General features: G+C 60.6%; 17 protein-coding genes. 3 read left to right on the forward strand and 14 right to left on the reverse strand.

Translation table 11 applies throughout. The features are described from left to right. Positions 1 to 36: 36 nt before the first annotated feature. Positions 37 to 1,278, forward strand: a complete 1,242-nt coding sequence (locus ABHR75_RS00555) for an SPFH domain-containing protein (protein WP_346963372.1) — start codon at positions 37 to 39, stop codon at positions 1,276 to 1,278. Between the two features lie 80 nt (positions 1,279 to 1,358). After that, positions 1,359 to 2,201, forward strand: coding sequence for a hypothetical protein (locus tag ABHR75_RS00560; protein WP_346963373.1), 843 nt, complete (start codon positions 1,359 to 1,361; stop codon positions 2,199 to 2,201). 109 nt (positions 2,202 to 2,310) lie between these two features. Here ABHR75_RS00560 and ABHR75_RS00565 read toward each other — a convergent pair whose 3' ends face one another. From ABHR75_RS00565 to ABHR75_RS00580, 4 genes are all read right to left on the reverse strand, one after another. After that, the gene (locus ABHR75_RS00565; RefSeq protein ID WP_346963374.1) at positions 2,311 to 2,919 is read right to left on the reverse strand and encodes a response regulator; all 609 of its coding nucleotides are present in this window, start codon (positions 2,917 to 2,919) and stop codon (positions 2,311 to 2,313) included. A gap of 7 nt (positions 2,920 to 2,926) precedes the next feature. Beyond that, entirely contained in the window at positions 2,927 to 4,420 is a 1,494-nt protein-coding gene (locus ABHR75_RS00570) for a sensor histidine kinase (RefSeq protein WP_117746872.1), read from the reverse strand. Positions 4,421 to 4,422: 2 nt separating this feature from the next. Continuing rightward, on the reverse strand, positions 4,423 to 6,222 hold the full coding sequence (locus tag ABHR75_RS00575; RefSeq protein WP_346963375.1) for a histidine kinase N-terminal 7TM domain-containing protein: 1,800 nt from the start codon (positions 6,220 to 6,222) through the stop codon (positions 4,423 to 4,425). A 347-nt stretch (positions 6,223 to 6,569) separates the two neighbouring features. Then, entirely contained in the window at positions 6,570 to 8,000 is a 1,431-nt protein-coding gene (locus tag ABHR75_RS00580; RefSeq protein ID WP_346963376.1) for a 6-phospho-beta-glucosidase, read from the reverse strand. A 407-nt stretch (positions 8,001 to 8,407) separates the two neighbouring features. Here ABHR75_RS00580 and ABHR75_RS00585 point away from each other — a divergent pair, with 407 nt between their 5' ends. After that, positions 8,408 to 9,514 (forward strand): ATP-binding protein, encoded by a 1,107-nt coding sequence (locus ABHR75_RS00585; protein WP_117747030.1) that lies wholly within the window; start codon positions 8,408 to 8,410, stop codon positions 9,512 to 9,514. Between the two features lie 195 nt (positions 9,515 to 9,709). On the opposite strand, the gene ABHR75_RS00590 is transcribed toward ABHR75_RS00585, so the two are convergent. The 10 genes from ABHR75_RS00590 to ABHR75_RS00635 all read right to left on the reverse strand — a co-directional run bounded on the left by ABHR75_RS00590 (position 9,710) and on the right by ABHR75_RS00635 (position 20,300). After that, the gene (locus ABHR75_RS00590; protein ID WP_346963377.1) at positions 9,710 to 10,354 is read right to left on the reverse strand and encodes a DUF4867 family protein; all 645 of its coding nucleotides are present in this window, start codon (positions 10,352 to 10,354) and stop codon (positions 9,710 to 9,712) included. Positions 10,355 to 10,498: 144 nt separating this feature from the next. Then, the gene (locus ABHR75_RS00595; protein WP_118652431.1) at positions 10,499 to 10,987 is read right to left on the reverse strand and encodes an S-ribosylhomocysteine lyase; all 489 of its coding nucleotides are present in this window, start codon (positions 10,985 to 10,987) and stop codon (positions 10,499 to 10,501) included. A 271-nt stretch (positions 10,988 to 11,258) separates the two neighbouring features. Then, positions 11,259 to 12,197: an ROK family protein gene (locus tag ABHR75_RS00600; protein WP_294121694.1), complete on the reverse strand. Its 939-nt coding sequence runs from the start codon at positions 12,195 to 12,197 to the stop codon at positions 11,259 to 11,261. 26 nt (positions 12,198 to 12,223) lie between these two features. Further along, on the reverse strand, positions 12,224 to 12,532 hold the full coding sequence (locus ABHR75_RS00605) for a DUF6198 family protein (RefSeq protein ID WP_346963378.1): 309 nt from the start codon (positions 12,530 to 12,532) through the stop codon (positions 12,224 to 12,226). Between the two features lie 183 nt (positions 12,533 to 12,715). Next, entirely contained in the window at positions 12,716 to 14,200 is a 1,485-nt protein-coding gene (locus ABHR75_RS00610; protein WP_346963379.1) for an FGGY family carbohydrate kinase, read from the reverse strand. 56 nt (positions 14,201 to 14,256) lie between these two features. Then, positions 14,257 to 15,198 carry a transketolase family protein gene (locus ABHR75_RS00615; RefSeq protein ID WP_346963380.1) on the reverse strand — a complete coding sequence of 314 codons (942 nt, stop codon included), beginning with the start codon at positions 15,196 to 15,198 and terminating at the stop codon, positions 14,257 to 14,259. Then, complete coding sequence (locus tag ABHR75_RS00620) at positions 15,191 to 16,027, reverse strand: transketolase (protein WP_199588805.1); 837 nt, start codon at positions 16,025 to 16,027, stop codon at positions 15,191 to 15,193. Before ABHR75_RS00620 ends, ABHR75_RS00615 begins: the two co-directional genes overlap by 8 nt. Positions 16,028 to 16,029: 2 nt before the next feature. Beyond that, complete coding sequence (locus ABHR75_RS00625; RefSeq protein WP_346963381.1) at positions 16,030 to 17,430, reverse strand: L-fucose/L-arabinose isomerase family protein; 1,401 nt, start codon at positions 17,428 to 17,430, stop codon at positions 16,030 to 16,032. A gap of 258 nt (positions 17,431 to 17,688) precedes the next feature. Then, positions 17,689 to 18,699, reverse strand: a complete 1,011-nt coding sequence (locus tag ABHR75_RS00630; protein ID WP_192923971.1) for a LacI family DNA-binding transcriptional regulator — start codon at positions 18,697 to 18,699, stop codon at positions 17,689 to 17,691. A 182-nt stretch (positions 18,700 to 18,881) separates the two neighbouring features. Continuing rightward, a complete protein-coding gene (locus ABHR75_RS00635; protein ID WP_164473267.1) occupies positions 18,882 to 20,300 on the reverse strand; it encodes a 6-phospho-beta-glucosidase in 1,419 nt (472 codons plus the stop codon). Between the last annotated feature and the right edge of the window lie 77 nt (positions 20,301 to 20,377).

Consider the following 20,377-nt stretch of genomic DNA (forward strand, 5'->3'; position numbering starts at 1 on the left):
ATACCACCCGGCCTTTGACGAGAAAGGAAGATCACCATGGGACTCTTGAAAGCTGGATTGGGAGCTGCCGGCGGCGTCATGGCCGACCAGTGGAAGGAATTTATCTATTGCGAATCGATGCCCGCTGACGTCTTGGCCTGCAAGGGCAGCAAGCGCACCGGCGGTCGCAGCTCCAACACGCGCGGCGAGGACAACGTCATCTCCAACGGCTCCGTCATCGCCGTCAACGACGGCCAGGGCATGCTCGTGGTGCAAAACGGCAAGATTATCGAGGTCGCGCTGGAGCCCGGCGAGTTTGTCTTTGACACCGGCAGCGAGCCGAGCGTCTTTAGCGGCAACCTGGGCGACTCCATCAAGGAGACCTTCGCCAATATCGGCAGCCGCTTTACCTTCGGCGGAGACGCGGGCAAGGACCAGCGCGTCTACTTCATCAACACAAAGGAGATCATCGGCAACAAGTGCGGCACCGCCTCGCCCGTGCCCTTCCGCGTGGTCGACAACAATATTGGCCTGGACGTCGACATCTCCGTGCGCTGCAACGGCGAGTATTCGTACCGCATCACCAACCCGCTGCTGTTCTACACCAATGTGTGCGGCAACGTGACCGATAGCTATACGCGCGACAAGATCGACAGCCAGCTTAAGTCCGAGCTGCTCACCGCCCTGCAGCCCGCCTTTGCCAAGATCTCGGAGATGGGCATCCGCTACAGCGCCATCCCCGGTCACACCACCGAGCTCGCCCGCGCGCTCAACGAGGTTCTCTCCGCCGACTGGCGCGACCTGCGCGGCGTCGAGATCGTGAGCTTTGGCGTCAACTCCATCGCTGCCTCGCAAGAAGACGAGCAGATGATCAAGGACCTGCAGAAGGCCGCGGTCATGCGCGATCCCACCATGGCAGCCGCCAACATCGCCAGTGCCCAGAGCGACGCGATGCGTGCCGCGGCGGCCAACCCCAACGGCGCGATGGCCGGCTTTATGGGCATGGGTATGGCAGGCGGCATGGGCGGCATGAACGCCAGCCAGCTGTTCGCTGCCGGCCAGGCGCAGCAGCAGGCCGCCCCGCAGCCGGCACCTGCTCCCGCCCCGGCACCGGCTCCCGCCGCCGCGCCTGCGGCCGGCACGTGGACCTGCAGCTGCGGCGCCACCAACACCGGCAAGTTCTGCCCGGAGTGCGGCAGCCCCGCGCCCGCCCCGGCACCGGCCAAGTGGTTCTGCCCCAACTGCGGTAGCGAAAACGGCGGCAAGTTCTGCAGCAACTGCGGAACGCCCAGGCCCTAGCCCCTCTATCTGGTAATTGGCGGGGGATCCGCCGCCCCCGCTCCTGCTTCTATGGGTTTCGTTCGATTAAGGAGGACACCATGAAGACAACGTTCAAAAAGTCCGTACTCGCATTCCTGACATGCGTCCTGGCGCTCGCCTTTGCCCTGACGGGCTGCAGCGGCGGCGCCAAAGACCCCAAGGCCGACTTCGTCGGCAGCTGGGAACTCTCGGGTGGAACCGTGGATGGCGAAGAGCTGACCGATGAGTACATGAAGATGCTCGAGGATTGGGGTGTCCACTGCGTCCTGATTCTCGACGAGGACGGTACAGGCGCCCTCGATCTGTTCCTTGAGGTTGTCGACCTTAAATGGGAGGCAAAGGACGCCACCACCGTAACGATCACCGCCGAAGACGAGTCGCACGACATGAAGCTCAAGGACGGCAAACTCATCCTCGAAGAGGATGACGGCAATCTTGTCTTCACCAAGTCCGACAAGGATCTGTCCGGCACGGTGAAGAAGGATCGCGAGGCTGCCGAAAAGGAAGAGGAGATCGATGAGGCCGTCGAAGACGACGACGTCCAGCGCGCCGGAATCTCCCCCGCCGTCACCGTCGCCGATGACGATCTGTGCACCATCACCGTCACCGAGAAGTTCAAGGACGACTGGGGCGACATCGGCTTTGTCGTCAACATCACCAACAAGAGCGACAAGGACCTGACCTTCTACGCTCCCAGCGGTAAGACCAACGTCAACGGCACCATGAAGGAACCCTGGTTCTCGGCTCACCTGATGCCCGACACCAACGCCACCGAGGAATTCACGTTCTCGAGCGGCGAGCTCGATAGCCTCGACGACCTGGTCAACACGACCATTGGCATCGACGCCTACCTGACCGATTCCTACGAGGACGTCGCCTCCTACAGCGCAACCATCGCGTAACGGCATGTAACATCAGCCGCGGATTGGCGGACACATCCGCGCACACCAGACGGGGCCGCAGGAGTTAATCCTGCGGCCCCGTCGCTTTTATGCCGATGCGTACCGAGCGTTAGCGCTCCATGTTGGGAACAATGCTGCCCTCCGTTACCGCGTGCACGGCCAGGCGCATGATGTTGTCGTAGCCGGTCTTGTTGAGAATCTCCGAGATGCGACGCTTGATGGTGCCCTCACTCATAAACAGCTCTGCCGCAATCTCGCGACGGCTTTTGCCCTCGCAGGCAAGGCGCAAAATCGATAGCTCAACGTCGTCGAGCGCCGCCGTGCCCGAAAAGATGCTTTCGGGCGGCTTGGGAAACGTGCAGTAACCCGCCAGCGTGGAGCGCATCACGGCAAAGAGCTCATCGATGCCGACGTTCTTGTACACAAAGCTGTCGACGCCTGCCTCGCGCGCCTGATCCACAAGCGTAATCTCGGGCATGCCCGTCATGATAATGACGCGGCACTCGGGCAGCTGCTCCTTGATGCGCGCCGCCGCCACGATGCCGTTGGAATCGTGCTCAGTGCACACATCCATCAGTATCATGTCCGGGCGCTCCTTGAGCGCAACGTCCAAGGCATCTGAGGCATCGGCGATGGCGGCAACAACGGTCATGTCGGGCTGGTCGCCAACGGAGCGCGCGAGGCTCTCGCGCAGGATGGCCTGGTCTTCGACGATCAAACGCGGATCATGAGCTTCTCCTTTGAACCGTGGCGTTGGAACTCAGCGGAATGGATACCGCAAGCGTGAAGGGCGGGGCGGCGCGAACCTCCAGGCTGCCGCCCAAATCTTGTGCGACATGCCTCATGCCTGGGATACCCGTTCCCTCTCGATACGATACGGGAGCAGGCGCCCCGTCATTGGATATCGTCATATGCGCAATGGCACCGGCAACCGGCCCCTCCTGCCACAGACGAACATGAACTTGGTGTGCCTGGGCGTGCTTGGTGGCGTTGGTCGAGGCCTCGCGGATAATCTGCAAAAAGGCCGTCGCGACGCGCACGTCCCGAGGGAGCACGCCCTCTACATCAATCTGCACGCTCACCAGACCAAAGGCGTGAACGATATCGTCCAGCTGCTCTTTGGGCTCGCTGGCACCATCGCTACGCAGATCGGCGGCGATTGAGCGCAGCAGCGGGTCGATCTGTTCGAGGGATTCGTCGTCCAGACGGCCTTCCTCCAAATAGCGATGGAGGATGGACAGGCGTTGACCGATTACGTCGTGCACACGGGCGCGCATGCGCAGGTAGGCCGCATTGTCGGCAACCTTCTTCACTTCTTCGATCTGCGTCTGGAGCTCCTGGCCCGCAAGCTCGAGCAGGTGGTTAGCCTGTACCAGGCGATCATAGGCGTGCGCGTATTCCGTCACGTCTAGGCCGATAACGCGCTCAAACGGACGACCCGAAACCATAACGGCATCGCGTGCAAACAGGCGGATTTCGGACGGGGATACCTCGACCACAGCGCGATCTTCGCCAAAGCGACCCAAGTCAATCAGGGCGCGGTCTTTGCTTCTCTCGGGCGGCTGCATGCCCAGCTGGCGCAGGCTGCTCCACGTACCGCTCATATCGCGCAGGTCGGTGGGCATATGAAGCTCCAGCAGGTTTTTGCGCATGCAGCGATTCATGAGCAGCGGGCGACCCTTTGGGTCCAGATACAGAATGCCCACGGGAATCACGTTGATGGTCTCGATGGTCGAAAACGCGGTGATGTCCTCTTGGCGGTTGCGAACGTCCATCAAAAGCGCCGCGATGGAGCGGAATAGGAAGAACGCGGCCTCTGCGACAAGAACCGCCGTCCATGCCGGACCCATGACGCAGACGGCAGGCGGCGTCGCGGCGGCAACGAGCAGCAGCTCGACCAACATGACGGGGCGACGATAGTGCACCATAAGCACCACGCCATAGATAACAATTGCAGCGTTGATCCACAGCAGCGCACCCGCCGCCTTGGCGACGACGTAGAGCGGCGCCACCAGATATGAGCCGCTCGATGCGAACAAGATAAGCGCCGAGATAATCAGGTGAAGCACCAGGCTCGCCTCGTAGGCACAGATCACCTTGCGGTTATAGGATGAGCGGCGCGACACGATGAGCGGAACGTGAATCATCTGCAAGCACGCAGTCAGGGCAAAGACGACGTCGAGCGCGACAATCTGGGGAAGAATGAGCGGCATCTGCATGGTCACTCACCTGCCCGCGGCATCAAGACGATCATGCGCAGCTGGCCTGGCTCGCCCTCGAGACGATACGCCACGTTGCGACCCTGCAACTCGCGCTCGAGTTCATGCGCGGCAGGCGTCTGTGACAGGTCTTCCTCGTCGTCGGAGAAGAGCGTGGCACGCAGTTCAACACTGCACGAATCGTGATCGCTCAAGTGGTACATGAGCGCCGGATGATCGGTGGTGTAGGCGAAAAACGCAAAGTCATACACGCAGTCGTACAGCGCGCTTACCGTACTGGCATGCATCGGACGCTGTATGGCGATGATCGAAGCGCAGTCGACATCGATGGTGCGCAAGTCACTTGCCAGCTCGTTGGCAATGAGTTGGATGCGATCGCGGTCAAATCCGCTTTCCCCATGCTGCGCCAACGTGAGCGAGCCCTTGCGTTTGCAATAGGCGACGAGCATCTTGGCACATTGCAGCATGCGATAGCGCTCATGCGAGGATGCCTCATCGGTTAACGACGGCAGCGAGCCCAGCAGCCCATACATCTCATCGAGCGCGCGGGCAAGCGCCTGGTCGACATCTTTGACCAGCAAGGCCTCGGCCTCCTGGTCGGCAAGATGCGTCTTAAGATCGTAGTCGGCCGTAAGTAGCTCGTTTTGGCGCTGCAATTCCATGCGCCGGTACGCCAGCTCGCGATTGAGCTCGTTGAGCTCCGATACGTCTTGGGCGAGCAATGCCGATCCGCCTAGCAGTGGGAAGGCGCGGTACATCACATCGGGATCGGACGCCACGGTAAAGGCGTGGGCATGCCCGTGCTCCTGAGCGCGCAGCTCTTCGCGCACACCCGCCGGAATCGGCTTTGATACCGGCGTGGCATAGACTTCCTGCAGGTCGCGCGTTATAACTCTAAGATCGAGCGGCAGGGTGTCGAAAATGTTGGCAATGCCGTGGTACGACGGAATGACGCCGCAATCGAGGCAAATCTCGAGCGTCACCACGCACAGCACGCAATAGACGAGCGAAAAGTTGAGCTTCCATGCCCAGAGCACGCGCAGGGCGTACGAAATGGCAAAGAACGCGCCGCCCAGCAGCACGAGTGCCGCCGTGCCCGAAAAAAGTTGGATACGGAAGGACGATGACCGACCCACCAAAATGAAAAAGGCGACAAAGTTAAAGGCCGTCCATATCAGAACGGCAAAATAGCCCCAGCCGTACGTGTAATCGTTACTCCAGGTTTCACTCGAGCGATCGAAATGAAAGACCTGTTGGTGAAAATCGTTGGTAAGCACAAACCCAATGAGCAGGATGGCCGCGATCCACAGGGCTGTGCGGTAGCGGCGACCCGCACGATGTTGCTCCAACCCTGCAAGGCGCAGGCCGCACAGCTGGTAGAGGAGCGGAATGAGCGTCATGGGCACGTAGTACAGGTACCACAGCACGGTGGCATAGAACGGCGTGAACGACTTGTACTTGAGGATGACCTCGATCATCCACAAGGCGCTGATGGTGGCAACGGCAACGAGGCACCGGCGCAAGACGTAATCCAGACAGCGCAGATAGACCAGCACACCCCAGATTGAGAACGCGACGGCAGCGAGGAGCAGCGGAATCGAGCTCGAATGGATAAGCCCGTCCACGACTTCTTTGGACACCTCGTTATAGATGGGCACGGTGTTGGAGAGCTTGGGATCGGAAGCGAATGACGCCGGCAAGACCGCCAAAAGCAGAAGAAACAGTGCGGTTATGACGCCGGCAATGACGAAGGCGCGGCGACGGTACACCAGGTGCGTTATGCCAACGAGGAATCGCGGCATGGCGAAGAGCCTGCCGCCCCTGGGATCCGCCACCGGCGCGGATCGGGCGGCCGCATGGCCGATATGTCGCTCGCGGGTACCCATAGTGCTTTTAGTGTACCGACAGGCAGCCTCAAAAAACGGGCCGCATGTCCCAAAATCCGTAGACGGCAAAGCGCCCGACGAGCACAAACTGCTCGCCGGGCGCTTTGGTTAGGAGACTATGATTGCCGGGAAAGCCTAGGACAGGTCTGTAAGATTTGAGTCTAGGGTTTTCCAGGTGCCGTAGATTGGGTCGAATGGGGAGCGCCGCGTACTTAAGGTACGCAAGCGACGAATGAGGCCCAAGGTACGGTGGCTGGGAAAGCCTAGGCCAGATCTTCGCCGTTGGAAGCGATTACCTTCTTGTACCAGTCGAAGCTCTTCTTCTTGGAGCGCTTGAGGGTACCGTTGCCGGCGTCGTCGCGGTCCACGTAGATGAAGCCGTAGCGCTTGGACATCTCGCCCGTGCCGGCCGAGACCAGGTCGATCGGACCCCAGGTGGTGTAACCCAGCAGGTCGACGCCGTCCTCGGTCACCGCGTCGCGCATCGCGGCGATGTGCTGGCGCAGGTAATCGATACGGTAGTCGTCGTTGATGGAGCCGTCCTCCTCGACAACATCCTTGGCGCCCAGACCGTTCTCGACCACAAACAGAGGCTTCTGATAGCGGTCGTACAGGTCGTTGAGGGTAATGCGGAAGCCTAGCGGATCGATGGCCCAGCCCCACTGGCTCTGCTGCAGGTAGGGGTTCTTGGCACCGGCGAAGGCGTTGCCCTGGGTCTTCTCGACGTCGGGATTGTCAGCGCCCGCGGAGCAGCGGGTGCTGTAGTAGCTAAAGCTGATGAAGTCGACGGTGTTGTCGGCCAGGATCTCGCGGTCCTCGTCGGTCATGCCCACATCGATGCCCAGGCGCTCGAGCTTCTTGACGGCATAGGCCGGGTAATAGCCACGGCTCTGGACGTCGACGAAGAAGTAGTTGTCCTGGTTGTCGAGCTGTGCCTGGCGAACGTCGCCCGGACGGCAGCTGTAGGGGTAATAGGTGCCGGCAGCGAGCATGCAGCCGATCTTGACCTCGGGGTCGATCTCGTGGGCGATCTTGGTGGCCCAAGCGCTGGCGACGAGCTCGTTGTGGGCGGCCAGGTACTCGACAGCCTCCTTGTTCTCGCCCTCCTCAAAGACCAGGCCGGCACCCATAAACGGCAGGTGCAGGATCATATTGATCTCGTTGAAGGTGAGCCAATACTTCACCAGGCCCTTGTAGCGGGTAAAGATCGTGGTCGCGAGGTTCTTGTAGAAGTCGATGAGCTTGCGGTTGCGCCAGCCGCCGTATTCCTTGATGAGGTGGATCGGGCAGTCGAAGTGCGTGATGGTCACGAGCGGCTCGATGCCGTGCTTCTGGCACTCGCGGAACACGTCCTCGTAGAAGGCCAGGCCGGCCTCGTTGGGCTCGGTCTCGTCGCCGTTGGGGAAGATGCGGGTCCAGGCCAGGCTCATGCGGAAGGTCTTAAAGCCCATCTCGGCAAAGAGGGCGATGTCCTCCTTGTAGTGATGGTAGAAATCGATGCCGGTCTGCGCGGGATAGTAGTAGCCATCCTCGAAGTCGAGCATCTTACGCTGGCCGGAGACCACCGCGTAGCGCTCAGCGCCGTGCGGCGCCACGTCCACGTTAGCCAAGCCGCGACCGTCCACGTCGTAGGCACCCTCGCACTGGTTGGCAGCCGTCGCGCCGCCCCACAGGAAGTCTTTACGGAAAGCCATACATCGATCCTTTCACACGCTGTTTGTCATAGGCTCAGTATCTCTATAAACGGCACGTCGCTCAACGGCAACGGCGCAGGTCGACACTTCTTTTCGCTCCCGCATATCGGCAGACGGTGCGCTCCTGACACTTTTTGATACCTCGCGTGCACGAAAAAGCACCCGCCCACACGCCGCGAACGTCATGTGAGTAGACTTTTTGGCAAAACTCAACCAGACCCGCCTTTGACGCCATCAAAACCGCAGGTAGCTTACCTGGCATGTTCCGGCGTGGTCAGACTAAGCCAAAAAGTCTACTCACTTGCAAAAAAGGGCGCCTCCACAACAGCGAAGGCGCCCTCGGGTGGCAGACCATTTGACTGAATAGGAAAGAAAGGAAAAAATAGGAAAGAAAGGAAAGGAGACTTATGACTGAAACCATCTTCTCCCCCTCATTTGGAAATCGCCCATCCTATCTCGTCGGGCGCGAAACTGTAATTTCGACATTCATATCCGGCCTTGAGCAGGAACCGGGCAATCGCGACCGAGCCATGCTCATGCTTGGACAGCGAGGCAGCGGCAAGACAGTTCTTCTGTGGGAACTTGCCGACCGCGCACGCAAGCTCGGCTTTGTTGTCGCCACGCCTACCGTAGCCTCCGAGGATATGCTCGAGCGCATTGTCGAGAAAATCCAAGAAGCAGGCAAACCTTACGTCAACAAACGCCGCCTTCCCAAACTCGCGAGCGGCAGCCTAAGTGTTTTCGGGCTCTCGGCAGGCCTCGAGTTCACACGAGACGTGCAGGAGACCAAGAGCTTTCAGTTCAAGCTCACGCAGCTCGCGCGCAAACTGACCGAGCAGGGGCACGGCATCCTCATCCTCATCGACGAGCTCCAAGCAAATTCACCCGAGATCAGACAGCTCGTCACCGCCTATCAAGAGCTGGTCGGCGAACGACTCAACGTCGCGCTCGTCATGGCGGGCCTTCCGGGAGCCGTCTGCGCAACACTCAATGACCGTGTGCTGACATTTCTCAACCGCGCTCGAAAGGTCACGCTCGAGCCACTTTCGGTCGGAGATGTCGATACCTATTACCAGCGGGCTTTCGATGAGCTCGGCCTTGATATTCCAAGCGATCTTCGCCTCCGTGCCGCTCGCGCAACCCAAGGCTCGCCCTATATGCTGCAACTCATCGGCTATAACATCGCCAATCGCTGCAGGACAGGCGAACGTGCGACGCAAGGGTTAATCGACGGAGCCATCGAGGCGTCGAAAGTCGATTTCGAAAACGATGTGTGCGAAACGACGCTCGCCGCGCTGTCAGACCAAGACGTCGCGTTTCTCTCCGCAATGACTGATGACGAAGACGCTGTGTCTCGCATTTCTGATGTTGCGAAGCGCATGTCAGTCACACCCGACTATGCGCAAAAGTATCGCCGGCGCCTCATCGACGCCGGCGTTATCGAGCAGGCGCGCCGCGGCTACGTGCGCTTCGCCGTCCCCTATATGGCCGATTACCTGCGCAGCCAGCTCTAGGCAACCACCGCAAAGGGGACAGGCACCTTTGTGGTGGGTTGGGCCCGCTCGTCTCGATCTGTAACAGTTAGGCCGTTAAAAGCGGGCTTGGCGTTACAGATTGAGATTGTTCGGGCGGCCCCCGTGGTTCGTCTTGATCTGTAACAGATAGAGACGATTTAGCGCGCCAACTGTTACAGATTGAGACGGAAGACCCTAGTCCACGGTGATGTCGAGGTTCTTGCCGACGAGACCTACGTAGCCGCCCTCGGCAGCCTTGGGACTATCTGCGTGGCAGAGAACCCACTTGTCGGCCTTCCAGTAGCAGTAGCTATCACCGGCCGCGGGCATGTCGGCCGCAGCCTCGGGGCGCGGACCGTTGGTGCCGGCGGGCAGCGCAACCATCACCTGGAAGCCACCGTCGTCGACCATGCACGGCGTGTAGTGCAACGTGGTGGCGTAGACCTCGACGAGCGTGCCGGCGGGCGCGCGGAACGCCTTGACCTGCGCGGTGTCGAGCTTGCCGTCGACAATCTGCTCACGCTTGGCGAGCAGCAGAATAAAGTCGCGAGCACCCAGGTTGAACTCGCTCGCGCGGTGATACTCCAAGCAGTTGAGCTTCGTGTTGTGGCCGTTGCACCAGCCCAGCTGGAACGGACGGCCGCCATACATGAGCAGGCCGAGCGCATCGGCGCCCTCGACCTGCTCCAGCTCAGGCGCGGAGGCCACGTACTTGCTGCCCTCGGGGATGGGCGTTGCGGAGAGCGCCTCGACGAGCGGGGCGGTCAGGCTGGACGGGACGTCATCCCACACGCGGCCATAGGGTTTGAATTCGGGGTCGGTAACAGAGTAGATATGCATGTTCGCTCCTGTTCGTTTGTGTGATATTACGAACATTCTAGAACAATCACGCGCGGTTTTAAACGTCCGCCATGTCCGCTCAACAAAAAGGCACCCCCGCATAAGCGAAGGCGCCCAGTGAACTCATTTTGAGCGACGAAACCTTTACGCCTGCTGATAGTGCAGGTGTGCCTCATCGATATCGATCAGATCGCGGTCGAGATAGCGACGCGCGAGCCAATTTGCCATAGGGAGATTCTGGTCCAGGTAGTTACCGCACTCTTCGGGAGCGGCACCGGGGACATCGCCCTCGAAGCCAGCAACGAACTCGAACAACTCGCGCACGAGCGGCAAGATCTCCTCACTCGTCACCTCGCCAAACACAACCAGGTAAAAGCCCGTGCGGCAGCCCATAGGGCCAAAGTAGACAATACGGCTCGACCACTCGGCATGGTTGCGAAGGAACGTCGCGCCCAGATGCTCGATGGTGTGGCACTCGGCCGTGTTCATAACCGGTTCTTTGTTGGGCGTGGTCAAGCGCAGGTCAAAGGTGGTGACGGCGGCACCGGTCGCCGGATCGCGGTCGACGCGGCTCACATACACGCCGGGCTCAAGCAGCAGATGGTCAACGGAAAAACTCGCGATGCGCTCCATGGCAGATCCTCTCGGTAGTCAATTTGGGACAGGGCTCTTTTAGCTGGTCGCAACAATCCCACCCATGATATCAGTCAAAAAAGCCCCGTCCCAAATGACTACTTTGGGACGGGGCGCCGCGCAGCCGATAATATCGACCGTTCAGCATCTAGTTTTCTGACCCCTCACCTATTGATGCTGCGTCGTCCGCAATGCAGAGCGTGCGAGCAGCTCAACAGCCAAAAACCCGGCAGCGACTGTAATCGTCACCAGACCAATAGATGGCCTGCACTTACAGCACCTGCAAACAAGTTGCGACGGCACCGTAGATATTGGCGTCGTTACCCAGCTGCGCCGGGACCACGTGCGGACGAGGCATATCTTTCAGAAAACCAGTGTAGTGCGCCATGACGTCATCCATCTTACGGTCGAGCGCCTCGAACAGCGCGGGATGGCAGCTGATGCCACCACCAATCGCGAAGACTGCCGGGTCGATGACGCACTGCAGATTCACAAGCACACGATCAAACAGCTCAGCATAGGCATCCAATCCGCGCTGCACGGCGGCGACTTCGGACGCGCTCCCGTGCTCCAGTAGCTCGAAGATCCGTCGGCCATCGAGGGCCTCCAGTTCAGCTTCATCCGAAATGCCAAGTTCGACTGCCACGAGATTCTGCAGGCCGTGCCATCCGCTCGAAGTCGCGAACGTATCACGATGATCAAGCGGTTCGCTTACGTTGTTGGACAGGAAGCTGAACTCGCCCGCGAAGCCGCCCGCACCTGTCAGCACCCGGCCGTCAACCACGATGCCTCCGCCGATGCCCGTACCGATTACCGCCACGCAACCCACGTCCACGCCGCGCAACGCGCCGGCAGCGTACTCGCCAAGCGCACAGCTTTTGCCGTCGTTGACAACGGTCACGGGCAGCCCCAGCCGTTCGCGCAGCGCTCGGCCAAGTGGAAACCCGTCCATGTACGGCAGCGCACCACCGCGATGGATCGTCCCGTCTGGATCGACCTCGTAACCGAAGATGCCACCTGGGGCCGAGATGCCCACGCCTACAACCTGTCCGCGATACGGCCCTACGAGTGCCGCGAGCGCGTCGACCAGCTGATCGGCCGAGACGAACGCCGTCGGAATCGAACCACGGTCACCAAACTCGTAGTTCTCATTCACAATCGCCCATTTGACGCTCGTTCCGCCGATATCAATTCCAAACAGCTGCCTCATGGCCGCTCCCCTCTCGCTCAATGCGTCTACATGCTCGCAGGCTCTTCCATAAAGGCCATGAGCCTGCGGTTGAGCAGACGACCCCAAAACGTGCAGATACCGCCCGCCAGGAGCGCGGCGGCTACGGTGCCGATACCGATGCCCACCGCAGCACCCGTACGCACAAGCCCGTAGACCAGTGAGATGCCCACACAGCTCCCGTCAAAGAAATACTTCGCCTTACCAAATTCACAGTGAAACACCTGGGAGAGCGTCTGCACCATGCCGTCGGGCGCCACGGGGACGAGCCGCGCAGAGACGCCCAGCGTCACGCCGAGCGCTGTGCGTGCATTCATTACAACGCCGCAGCTCAGGAATAGAATCCCACATACGTAGACCATCATTCGACGCGTTGGACTCTACCGCATCACATCGTCCTCTCGTTCGCATCTTCACCTGTCGACCGAATAGTACTCCGTGACATCGCCCCAGGGCGTCACTCGTACGCATTGCCGCGACTCTACCGCGGCATCACGCATTTAGTACGAGATAGTCGCCTCAACGGCATGGCGCCAGCCGGCGATCTTTTTGGCTCGCTCGTCAGCGGGCATCGACGGCCCCACAATGCCGCGGGCACCGTAGACGTCGACGACATCGCGCGTATACATGCCCAGCGCGATACCACAGGCCCAAGCCGCGCCCAGACCGCTCATCTCGTCATTGCTCGCAATGCGGATGGGCGAGCCGACCAAATCGCTCTCAAACTGCATCAGGTACGCGTCGCGTGTGGGGCCGCCGTCAACACGAAGCTCGGCAAGCGCCGCGCCCGAATCCTCGACCATCGCATCAATGACGTCAAAGATCTGATAGGCGATCGACTCGTCGGCAGCCTTTACGAACTCCGCGCGACCCGTGGTGCGTGTCATGCCAAAAACGCATCCCTCGGCATCACTTGCCCAGTGCGGCGCACCCAGGCCGGTAAACGCCGGCACAAAGTAGACATGGCTCGCCGGGTTGGCGGCGTAGCACAGGTCGGTGACCTCCTCGGGGTTGTTGATGAGCTCCAGGTCGTCGCGCAGCCAGGTCTTGACGGCGCCGGCGTAGCTCACGTTGCCCTCGAGTACATACTCGGTCACGCCATCCATACGCCACGCAAGCGAGCTCGAAAGCCCGTGCGAGCTGGCGACAAACTCGTTGCCGACGTTCATCATGACCGAGCTGCCGGTGCCATAGGTCGCTTTGGCCATGCCGCGGCTGTGGCAACCCTGCGCAAACAGGGCCGCATGGCTGTCGCCCAGCACGCCGTGTACCGGCACGGGTGCGGGCAAAAAGCCATCCAGGTCCGTTGTGCCAAACAGACCGTCGGAATCGGTCACCTGCGGCAGGCAGGCCGGATCGATGCCAAAGGCCTCGCACACCGGCTCGCTCCAGCAGCCACGGCGCAGGTCGAAGAGCTGCGTGCGGCTGGCATTGGACCAGTCACAGCGAAACTCCGCGCCGCCCGTGAGCGTCCAGACCACCCAGGCATCGATGGTGCCCAGACACAGCTCACCCGATGCCGCGGCCTCGGCAGCCGCCGGAACGTTCGCGAGGATCCAAGCCATCTTGCCCGCCGGATAGTAGGGCGAGAGCACCAGGCCCGTTGTGTCACGCACCAGCTCTGCCACGCCTTCGCGCGCCGCAAGCTCGTCACACAGCTCGCGGGCGCGGGCACACTGCCACACCACGGCGTCGCACAGCGGCTCGCCCGTCGTGCGGTTCCAGGCAACGGTGGTCTCGCGCTGGTTGGAGATGCCAATACCGGCAATGTCGGCCGGATTGACCCCGGTCTCCTCCACCACGGCACGCGCCACGGCCAACACGTTGGCGGCGATCTCGACCGGATCATGGCTCACCCAGCCGGCATCATTGACAATCTGGCGATGCGAGCGGTCGGCACGATGAATCAGATGGCCGCCCTCGTCCACCAGCAGCGCCTTCGTGCCCTGCGTGGATTGATCGATTCCGATGATGTAGCGGCCCATGGCCACCCCTTTCAAAATGAATGTGACAAAGGGGCTGTCCCTTTGTCACATTCCAATTACTCTGCGGGAAGGAACTCGGCAACGGTCTTGGCAATGCCTTCGCCGGTGAGGCCGTAGTGCGCAAAGACCTCGGGGCTCGTGCCGGTGATGACCGGCGCGTCGGGCAGACTCAGGCACTTGACCGAACGCGGGCAATGCTCGCCCACGACCTGCGCGACCATGGAGCCCAAGCCGCCAAAGGGGCTGTGCTCCTCGACGGTCACGACGGCGCGCGTGGCACCAGCGGCCTCGATCACGGCCTCGGCATCGAGCGGCTTGACGCAGTACATGTCGAGCACGGTGGCGAAGATGCCCTGCTCGGCGAGCAGATCGGCGGCGTCCACGGCATGGCGGACCATCTCACCGGTGGCGACAATCGTCACATCGGTGCCGCGACGCACCCAGGTGGCACGATCCATCTGGAACGGGCACTCGTCCTCGGTATACACGTCCTCGACCGGGTTGCGGCCCACGCGGATATAGGCCGGCTTGTTGTCGGCAACCAGGGCGCGCACAAGCTCGGCAGTCTGAAAACGATCGCTCGGCAGATACACGCGCATGTTGGGAATCGCGCTCATGGCGGCGATATCCTGCGCGGAGTGATGGCTCATGCCCAGAGCGCCGTAGGACACGCCGCCCGAGATGCCGATGAGCTTGACGTTGGTGTTGGAGTACGAGACGTCGACCTTGCACTGCTCATACGAGCGCGTGGTCACAAAGGACGCCGGCGAGGCGGCCCAGGCCTTCTTGCCGCACGAAGCCATGCCGGCGGCGATACTCACCAGGTCCTGCTCGGCGATGCCGACCTCGACGGACTGCTGGGGGTACTGATCGAAGAACGGCGTGAGCGATGCGGAGCCGCGGGAGTCGGAGCACAGGACGACGATGTCCTTATCGGTCTCGGCGGCCTCGAGCAGTGTGTCGCAGATAACCTTGCGGTTGGCGATCTTGTTAGCCATTGATGGCCTCCTTATGGGCAGCGAAATCGGCGATGATCTGGGCATATTCCTCATCGTTGGGCAGGTGATGATGCCAGGCGGCCTTGTCCTCCATAACGGGCGAGCCATAGCCCTTCACCGTGTTGAGGATGATGACCGTGGGCTTTCCGCTGGTCTCGGCCGCAAGCGTCAGCGCAGCGTCGATGGCCTGGACGTCGTTGCCCGGAATGGAGAGCACGTTCCAGCCGAAGGCGGCCCAGCGCTCCTCCTGCGAATCCTGCTTCATGACGTCCTCGGTGCTGCCGCTGATCTGCAGGCGGTTGCGGTCCACGAGCGCGCACAGGTTATCGAGCTGGTAGTTGCCGCCGCTCATGGCGCCTTCCCAGACCGAGCCCTCGGCAAGCTCGCCGTCGCCCATGATGGTGTAGACGCGGTAGTCGCGGCCGTCCATCTTGCCTGCAAGCGCCATGCCGACGGCCACGGGCAGGCCATGGCCCAGCGAACCGGAGTTCATCTCGATGCCCTTGAGCTTGTTGTTGGGGTGGCCGATGTAGGGGCTGCCGAACTTGGAGAAGCGGGCCTTGACGTCGTCGAGGTCCAGATAGCCCTCGTGGCACAGCACCGCGTAGTAGGCCTCCATGGCGTGGCCCTTGGAGAGCACAAAGCGGTCGCGGTTGGGATCGTCGACAGTCTCGGGCGAAATGTTAAGGTGGTTGGCATAGAGGGTCATGAGGGCGTCGATCACCGACATGTCGCCGCCAATATGGCCGCCGGCGCCAGCCATGATGATATCGACGCAATCACGGCGAAGGTCCCAGCGCAGGGACTCAAGCTCTTCGATAGTTGCCATTTCTACTCTCCTCGCAGGTAGGCTTTGACGTCTTCTTCAATGGGGTCGTACAGGTCGGGCTGGATGCCGATGTACTTGCACGCCTCGTAGAGAACCGGCACCACGTTGGCGTGAATAGCGACGCAGTGGTGGATGTAGGGGCCCTCGACGATCTTGGCCTCGAGGCGCTTGAGGTTTTCGACCTCGACCCACAGGTAGGTGCCCATGCCGGCCGGGCCGTCGATGCCGCGGGCGTTGCCCAGCAGCAGCGAATACTCGCCGTTGTCGCCGTCAAAGCGGGCAAGGGTGAGATCGCCGTGTTTGGCCTCGGCCGTCAGCGCGCCGGGGTGGTCGAAAGCCAGCGGGTAGGTGAGCTTGGGCTTGACGGCCGCGCAGCTGCAGGGCCAGGGGCCGCAGTGCTGCAACAGCTCGCCGTTCTCGTTATCGGGATGGCGCACGGTCCAGTCGGCGAACATGCCGCGGTGACGGCCCAGGTCGGCGGCCTCGACCATCAGCGCAGTGATGGCGCCGTGGATATCGGTCTCGCACACAACGGGGATACCCATCTCGTTGAGGATGGCGTTGGCGGCGCAGGGCATAATGCCCAGCTCGTCCTGCAGGGCGTTCCAGCACTGGATGGCGCCGGCGTTGCAGCCGTACTTCTTTACCAGGCGCTTCATGGCAATGGCGAGTCCTGCGACCGCGGGAACCTTGTCCTCGGGAATGCAAATCTCAAAGCTGTCGCCAATGTGGGCGAGCATGGCGGCCATGGCCTGCTCGTCGGCCTGGGCATCGCGCACGGCCTGGACAAGCTCGGTCATGGGGATGGGCGAAAGCTGGATGTTGAACTTCTCGAGCAGCTCGCCCTCGTTGCACATGGTGGACCAGAAGTCGAACGGGCGAGTGGCCATCTGCAGGATGCGGGTGTGCTTGAAGGTCTTGACCACGTTGCACACGGCCAAAAAGTCCCAGACACCGCGCTCGAACTCGGGATCGGTCAGACGGCAGTTGGTCATGTAGGTGAAGGGAACCTGGAAGCGGCGCAGGACCTTGCCGGTCGCGAACAGGCCGCACTGGCTGTCGCGCAGACGCGTGCCATCGGGCTCGGGGCGCTCGTCGCGCGGGCCCCACAACAGCACGGGCAAGCCGAGCTCGCGGGCAAGGCGGGCGCAAACGTACTCGGTGCCAAAGTTGGCGTGGCAGAGCATGATGCCGTCGACGCCCTCGGCGCGGAACTTCTCGACGATAGGCGCGATATGGCTGTCGTCGAACAGCAGGCCCTCGTCGTTGATGTCGTCGATATCCACGATGTCGACGCCGATCTCGCGCAGGCGATCAGCCGTCAGGCCGCGATACTTGATTGCGTCCGGCGCGCTAAAGATGCTGCGACGCGTGGGCACAAAACCGAGCTTGATCTTATCCATGTACGTCCTCCCCTAGTCACATGTTCAGTAAACAGACGCATGTTTCGTTTTGTTCTGTTTACTAAATGTTTTACTCTACTGTTTAGAAGTTTAACGCGAAATACCCGTAGACGGTAGAGAAATCAGCCTAAACGGTATGTAAACAAACTGAACATACAAGGGCATCAAAAAGAGGGCCCCGAAGGACCCTCTCTTAGTAGCGTTATGTATGGCTGCCTTAGCGAGCTTTACCTCCCTACGGTCTAGCGTTGCCTTTGCCTAGATCTCACGCACGCTTTGGCGCTCGACAAAATAGGTCGACACGGCCGTCTTGCAGGTATAGCTCTTGGGGTTGCGGATGTTGCCCACCAGGCGACGCACCGCGATCTCGCCCACCTCGTGCTTGGGAACATGCACCGTGGTGAGCGGCGGGTTGGAGAAGGCGCCCAAAGACAGGTCGTCAAAGCCGATGATCGAGACATCCTCGGGCACGCGAATACCGTGCTCGTTGAACGCGCGCATGGCGCCCACGGCGAGCACGTCGTTCTCGGCAAAGAAAGCCGTCGGCAGATCGTCGCGCGAGACGTTGTCGAGCCACACGCCCATGTCGTGATAAGCGCCCTCGAGCGTGGTACCCAGCGTGACGTGCCATGCCGGGTTGGCCTCAAGATCCGCGTCCTCAAGCGCTTGGCGATAGCCGCGCTCGCGGTCCTTAAAGTTGCGGATCCGAAGGTCGCCCGCCAGATAGCCGATTTGCCTGTGGCCTTTCTCGATAAGGTAATCCACGGCACGCAGCACCGAATCGGTGTTGGCGATGACTACGGCATCGAAGTACTGGCGATCGCTCCAGCCGTCGAGCACAATCAGGTGGGCGGCAGCGTCGGCGAACAGGGCGTAGTCCTCCTCGCCCAGCTCGGTACCCATCAGCACGATGGCGGCCGACGGGTCGGCGATCAGGCCCTCGACCTGCGGGCGCACGGCGTCCAGGTCGCTAAAGTCGAGCGAGACAAAGCTCGTGCTCATGCCGTGGCGACGCGCCTGGCGCTCCACGCCCTCGATGACCGCGGGATGGAAGGTGCTCTCGTCCAGGATGGCGCCCGTCTTGCGCGCAAGCACAAACTGGATGCTCTCGAGCTGCGTCGACTGCTGATAGCCAAGCGACTGCGCGCACTCCAGGATGACCTTGGCGGTCTCCTCGCTCACGCTGCGCTTGCGGTTGAGCGCGTTGGACACGGTTGCGGGCGAAAAGCCGGTAATGCGGCTGATCTCGCGGACGCTTGCTTTAGCCATCGTTCCCCCTAGCATCGGTCGCGGCCGAGCATCGTGGCTTGACCGCCCCGTGGCTCGGCAACTAAACGACCGCAAATTCAATCTAAACAGAATAGTAAATGTTTATTAGCTAGTTTAGCCTGTTGTCAAGCGAAGTGGCACGACTATTCCCCCAACGGGCGCATTTGTCCATCTTAACGTTATTACGCAAGGTCTTCGCCATTGCTTGCTATTACGCGTCGGTACCATTCGAAGCTTTTCTTTTTACGTCTCTCAAACGAGCCCGCACCGCTATCGTCTCGATCGACATAGATAAACCCGTAGCGCTTACGCATCTGTCCTGTGGCGACCGAAACCAAATCGATCGGGCCCCAACAGGTATATCCCATGAGTTCCACCCCGTCGAGCTCGACGGTCTCCCTCATCGCCTCGATGTGGGCCCGCAGGTATTCAACTCGATAGTCGTCTTCTATTTCACCCGAATCTTCCGGCACATCAGGAGCACCCAAACCGTTTTCGACGATGAACAGCGGCTTTTGATAGCGATCCCAGATTTCATTCATGGTGACGCGCAGCCCTTTGGGGTCGATAAACCTCCCCCAAGGCTCCTGTTTTAGATACGGATTAGGCGCCGAGCGAAGAAGGTTCGAATCGAACTGACCTTCCGCATGCGCTTTTGCGACGCGCGTCGAGTAATACGAAAACGAGACGAAATCGACCAGGTTTGCAGCCAGTACTTCGCGGTCATCATCCCGATAGGGCACCTCAAAACCATGGCGGGCGTATTCCTTGAGAACATAGCTCGGGTACGCACCGCGCACCTGGACGTCGGTAAACATGTAATGGCTGCGATTCTCAGCCTGCGCAGCCAGCACATCGTCCGGATCACATGTAGCCGGATAGAAGACACCTGCGTTGAGCATGCAACCGATCTTCGCCCCAGGGCACAGTTCATGACACGCCCCGACCGCACGGGCGCTCGCAACCAATACATGGTGCACGGCCGTGTGAACCGTTGCATAGCGATTCTCCCCTTGCTCGAAGATGATCCCCGCCGCCATAAAGCACGCCTGCGTCATGATGTTGATCTCGTTAAAGGTCAGCCAATAATTGACCAATCCCCGATAGCGCTCGAACACGGTACGCGAATATCGCTCGAACAGGTCGACCAACCTGCGATCGCGCCATCCGCCATACGCATCGACGAGATGCATGGGGACATCATAGTGGTTGAGCGTCACCAAAGGCTCAATGTCATGCGCGCGACACGTCCTAAAAACATCCTCGTAAAAGGCAAGGCCTTCTTCATTGGGCTCGGCTTCGTCTCCTTTGGGAAAAATGCGGCTCCAGGCGATTGATAAGCGCAGGCATTTAAAACCCATCTGGGCAAACAGTTCAATATCCTGCTTGTACCTATGGTAAAAATCAATGCCCTTGCGAGCGGGATAGAAGCTGTCGGGTGCCAACGCACGCGGATCAAGGTCTCCCCGCATGACGTCCATGCGTTGATCGCCAAACGGCAGCATGTCGGAATTGGCTAAACCGCGACCGCCTTCGTTCCATCCTCCCTCGCACTGGTTTGCAGCCAGAGCCCCGCCCCATAAAAAATCTTCTCTAAACATTATGGTGTCGTCCTTTCTATCAAATTCCCGGCCCACACTGTCGAACGCAACGGACTCGGCAAGTGCCGCGCAACAGC

The organism is Collinsella aerofaciens (assembly GCF_039752955.1).
Classification (GTDB): Bacteria; Actinomycetota; Coriobacteriia; order Coriobacteriales; family Coriobacteriaceae; genus Collinsella; species Collinsella aerofaciens_BI.

Excerpts from the sequence above, each read along its gene's own strand:
- ABHR75_RS00555 (WP_346963372.1), top strand. The coding sequence starts at position 37 with ATGGGACTCTTGAAAGCTGGATTGGGAGCTGCCGGCGGCGTCATGGCC.
- ABHR75_RS00560 (WP_346963373.1), top strand. The coding sequence starts at position 1,359 with ATGAAGACAACGTTCAAAAAGTCCGTACTCGCATTCCTGACATGCGTC.
- ABHR75_RS00570 (WP_117746872.1), bottom strand. The coding sequence starts at position 4,420 with ATGCAGATGCCGCTCATTCTTCCCCAGATTGTCGCGCTCGACGTCGTC.
- ABHR75_RS00575 (WP_346963375.1), bottom strand. The coding sequence starts at position 6,222 with ATGCCGCGATTCCTCGTTGGCATAACGCACCTGGTGTACCGTCGCCGC.
- ABHR75_RS00580 (WP_346963376.1), bottom strand. The coding sequence starts at position 8,000 with ATGGCTTTCCGTAAAGACTTCCTGTGGGGCGGCGCGACGGCTGCCAAC.
- ABHR75_RS00585 (WP_117747030.1), top strand. The coding sequence starts at position 8,408 with ATGACTGAAACCATCTTCTCCCCCTCATTTGGAAATCGCCCATCCTAT.
- ABHR75_RS00590 (WP_346963377.1), bottom strand. The coding sequence starts at position 10,354 with ATGCATATCTACTCTGTTACCGACCCCGAATTCAAACCCTATGGCCGC.
- ABHR75_RS00595 (WP_118652431.1), bottom strand. The coding sequence starts at position 10,987 with ATGGAGCGCATCGCGAGTTTTTCCGTTGACCATCTGCTGCTTGAGCCC.
- ABHR75_RS00600 (WP_294121694.1), bottom strand. The coding sequence starts at position 12,197 with ATGAGGCAGCTGTTTGGAATTGATATCGGCGGAACGAGCGTCAAATGG.
- ABHR75_RS00605 (WP_346963378.1), bottom strand. The coding sequence starts at position 12,532 with ATGAATGCACGCACAGCGCTCGGCGTGACGCTGGGCGTCTCTGCGCGG.
- ABHR75_RS00610 (WP_346963379.1), bottom strand. The coding sequence starts at position 14,200 with ATGGGCCGCTACATCATCGGAATCGATCAATCCACGCAGGGCACGAAG.
- ABHR75_RS00615 (WP_346963380.1), bottom strand. The coding sequence starts at position 15,198 with ATGGCTAACAAGATCGCCAACCGCAAGGTTATCTGCGACACACTGCTC.
- ABHR75_RS00620 (WP_199588805.1), bottom strand. The coding sequence starts at position 16,027 with ATGGCAACTATCGAAGAGCTTGAGTCCCTGCGCTGGGACCTTCGCCGT.
- ABHR75_RS00625 (WP_346963381.1), bottom strand. The coding sequence starts at position 17,430 with ATGGATAAGATCAAGCTCGGTTTTGTGCCCACGCGTCGCAGCATCTTT.
- ABHR75_RS00630 (WP_192923971.1), bottom strand. The coding sequence starts at position 18,699 with ATGGCTAAAGCAAGCGTCCGCGAGATCAGCCGCATTACCGGCTTTTCG.
- ABHR75_RS00635 (WP_164473267.1), bottom strand. The coding sequence starts at position 20,300 with ATGTTTAGAGAAGATTTTTTATGGGGCGGGGCTCTGGCTGCAAACCAG.